This window comes from Bradyrhizobium yuanmingense, from assembly GCF_900094575.1.
GTDB lineage: Bacteria > Pseudomonadota > Alphaproteobacteria > Rhizobiales > Xanthobacteraceae > Bradyrhizobium > Bradyrhizobium yuanmingense.
Window position 1 is genome coordinate 1 of the sequence record NZ_FMAE01000074.1, and the last position, 3,453, is coordinate 3,453.

The following is a 3,453-nucleotide window of genomic DNA, read 5'->3' on the forward strand; positions in this document are numbered from 1 at the left end:
ATTGCTCCCTGGATTAGGGACGAGCGGGGGCGCAGATGGGGCGGCTGCGCGACCGAACTTTTTACAGCTTGGCTGAACTCAACGGTGCGATCACCTGGTTGACTGGATCATCGACAATCGGCCGATCCCGATCAGGGCTATCGTTCGTGCCTGGGCATAATCCGGCTTGAGAAGCGCATTGGCGCCGAGCGCCTCGAGGCGGCCGCGCTGCGCGCGCTTGAGATCCAGGCTCACAACTACCCAAGCGTCAAATCGATCCTCGAGAAGGGGCTCGATCGCGTTCCAACTCCAGCGTCCCCAGAGCGCGAGCCGATTATACACACCAACATCCGCGGCTCAGGTTATTACCACTAAAAGGGAAGAAAATGCTGACCCACCCTACACTCCACTTGCTTACCCGGCTCGGCCTTACCGACATGGCCGAGGCCTTCACGAGCCTCGCCGACCACGAGGAGGTCCAGGGCCTCGCTCACGCCGAATGGCTGGCGTTGCTGCTGGGCCATGAAGCGACTTGGCGTAACAACCGGCGCCTGGCGCTTCGTCTTCGCAAGGCAAAGCTGCGTCATCATGCCGTGCCTGAGGATATCGACTACCGCGCCCCCCGTGGGCTCGACCGCCGCTTGTTCGACATGCTGCTTAAGGGAGACTGGATCAAGAACCATGAGAATTGCGCCATTGTTGCGCGAACCGGCGTCGGAAAAAGCTGGCTTGGCTGTGCGCTCGGCCACAAGGCCTGCCGGGACAACCACTCTGTGCTTTTCACCCGGCTGCCGCGGTTGATCGAAGAACCGGACCTTGCCCGGGGCGATGGCCGACTCGCTTCGCGGATGAAGAGCATCGCCGCCGTCGACCTCCTAATTTTGGACGATTGGGGCCTGCAAGTCGTCGACGCCAATGCCCGGCATTATCTGCTCGAAATGCTCGAGGACCGCTACGGCCGTCGATCAACACTCGTCACCAGCCAGCTTCCAATAGCAAAATGGCACCATCTCATAAATGACTCAACTTACGCTGACGCCATACTTGATCGCCTGCTTCACAACGCCCACAGGCTCGAACTGAACGGTGACTCCATGTTACCGAAGAAGTTTTGGTGTTGTGCTCAACGCGACGGCACAGGCCACGGTTGTATAGTTGACTCGACCATTCTGGGTAGCATTCAAATTGACAGCGCCTCAGCGGGGCAATCGCAATTCAGGAAATTCGCTTTGACAAGCGAGAACTAACCTTACCTCTCTCCAGCGAATCTCACACCCAGGCGCTTTCAATTTGCTCCCTGGGCTGAATTCGAACCTTTCCGGGCACCTCTGGCTTACCGAAGGTCTCTGGCCCAAGCCAGACAAGTCGTTCACGAACGAAATCGGATTAATCGGAGAGCCTCCAGCGGAAGCCCGCCCAAGATTTCACGGACGTCTCCTGTAGTCACGGCTCCGCGCCTGGCCATCGTTCCAGTCGGCGCGCAACATGTGCACATGCACAAACCTCCCAACAATGGTAGAGTCGAGATGCCAGCCGGCGATGATAATTCGCCGACGCCGTATGGTTCTTTGAAAATTCCCGACTGTTTCGGAGCTGATGCTGAGTTATTGACCGCCGCTGAAGTGGCCAAACTACTGAGAATTTCCACTTCTAGCGTGCGACGCCTGCAACAGCGGCGACGCATTCCCTTCCTCAAGGTGGGCGGCAGCATTCGTTTCGCCAAGCACGACATCATTTCGTATTTGGCGAGGCAGCGGACCGAAACAATCGATAAATAACGGATATGACAGTACGAATGATGAAAAACTCGTGGTGGGTCGATTTCACGGTCAACTCCACACGATATAGAAAACGTAGGCCTCGGATTCGAGGGAACGCCGCTGCTAGGAAGGGGAGTTAGCGCCAGAAGCTATTTCGGGCAATTCGATTTTGGCAGCGCTCCATACCCTCGCCTCCGCAACGTACGGCTCCGGTCCCACAGGGAATACTGACCTGCCCGCCCTGGAGGACAGCCCCGGGCTTGCCGCCGGATTGTATACTCCGAAAGACCCGCGGCGCACCTACCAGGATTGGTTGGTCACCATGCCGCCCGCGTCTGGACCCTCATAGCGGGAAGGCGGTCGCAGATGGGGTTAGCCCTGAAAGGAGACGAGGCACACGTTGGCGCTCGGCGGAATCCACGGTACGTCGACAGAGTGCGAGACATGGCGAGCGTATCCTCAACGCTCCGATGATCTCGTCAGGGACAATGAATCAGGCTCGCGGGTCCGTGGCGAGCGCGTTTTTCAACAGCCTGCTGGGTGAAACTCCGGTGCATCGCCGGAAAAACTGACCTTGACTCTGTAGGATGTTGAGGCCGCGCAAAGGTTGCTTTCTGAGCTCGGCAACACCTACTCGTCAGCTCGCCGTCAGCTTGCCCGATCATCATTCGCAGCAGGGCCTAAGCGGCCCTAACTCACTGCGACGAAACGTACGCCAAGGGAAGGCCAAACGCCATGTATAACCGAATCAGTGATTCATCCACAGGTGCTAGCCAAGCTTACGAACCGAGCCAGTCGGTAAACAGCGACAGCGTTAAGGAAAAGCTTGCCGATCTCGCGCTGCAGATGGACCTGCCGCACGGGGATCTGCCCGATGAAATGGGGTGCTGCGCCAGTAAGCCATATGCCTCGGATCCAGCCACCCCCAGCGCATCCTCTCCAGCGAGGCCGAGCACCTCCCTCTTCCAATACCGCACGGCCGAATTGCCGCAGGCGAATGCAGATAACATCTGCGTTGGGCTGACCGCAGGGTGGCTCAGCAATCTCCCGAACAGCCCGAGATCCCGAATGAATGCGCTAGTGCCCGGATCGGACGGGCACCACTCAGCGGCTCGGCTCCAGGAGCAGTATGAGGAGCTCTTGAAATCGTCGCGAAACGAGGGAGCGGAAAGTTCTGACGCCAATTTTAAGGCAAAAGCCACCGTGTTGAAGGACGCGGGCTTGGAGGCATCCAAGAAAGGGAACACATACACGTTCGGCGATCCTACGAGCTTCTCGAGCATGCTGCACAAAATCACCGATGATGGATCGAAGTATCTGCTCAGCTTGGGTTTCGCCGAACGTGCAAGGCACTCAGTTGCGACATCGGCGTCGAACGGAAGCACGACGCTCTTCGATCCTAACTATGGAGAATTTACCGTTCCATCAGGCGAGATGGGTGCATTGTTCGAAAGTCTTGCCAATCGTTACAGGAACCCTAATGGGCGGCATTTGTCGACAATCACCACACAAAAGATACGATGACGCCGGGCGAGCCTGATGCGGGCTTGCCGTTCGGTCCGTAGGCGAACAGGATCGGAATTCTGACAGCAAGACTTGAGGCCCGCTTCTAGGATACGCCTATGCTGAGGACCACCGGGTCTGGTTTCTTAAGTGGAGCTTGCTGCCGTTCGTTCTTCCCGATACTTTACGCCACTGTTGCTTGCTGCTGTCG

2 protein-coding genes and 1 pseudogene are annotated in these 3,453 nt (G+C 57.6%); all 3 read left to right on the forward strand.

The features are described 5' to 3' along the window. Window positions 1–365 precede the first annotated feature (365 nt). Window positions 366–1,076: pseudogene (istB, locus tag GA0061099_RS38915) on the forward strand (IS21-like element helper ATPase IstB); the annotation flags it as partial. 429 nt (window positions 1,077–1,505) lie between these two features. Then, on the forward strand, window positions 1,506–1,757 hold the full coding sequence (locus tag GA0061099_RS38920; RefSeq protein WP_158644935.1) for a helix-turn-helix domain-containing protein: 252 nt from the start codon (window positions 1,506–1,508) through the stop codon (window positions 1,755–1,757). Between the two features lie 717 nt (window positions 1,758–2,474). Continuing rightward, window positions 2,475–3,263 carry a YopT-type cysteine protease domain-containing protein gene (locus tag GA0061099_RS38925; RefSeq protein WP_074448684.1) on the forward strand — a complete coding sequence of 263 codons (789 nt, stop codon included), beginning with the start codon at window positions 2,475–2,477 and terminating at the stop codon, window positions 3,261–3,263. Window positions 3,264–3,453: the final 190 nt, after the last annotated feature.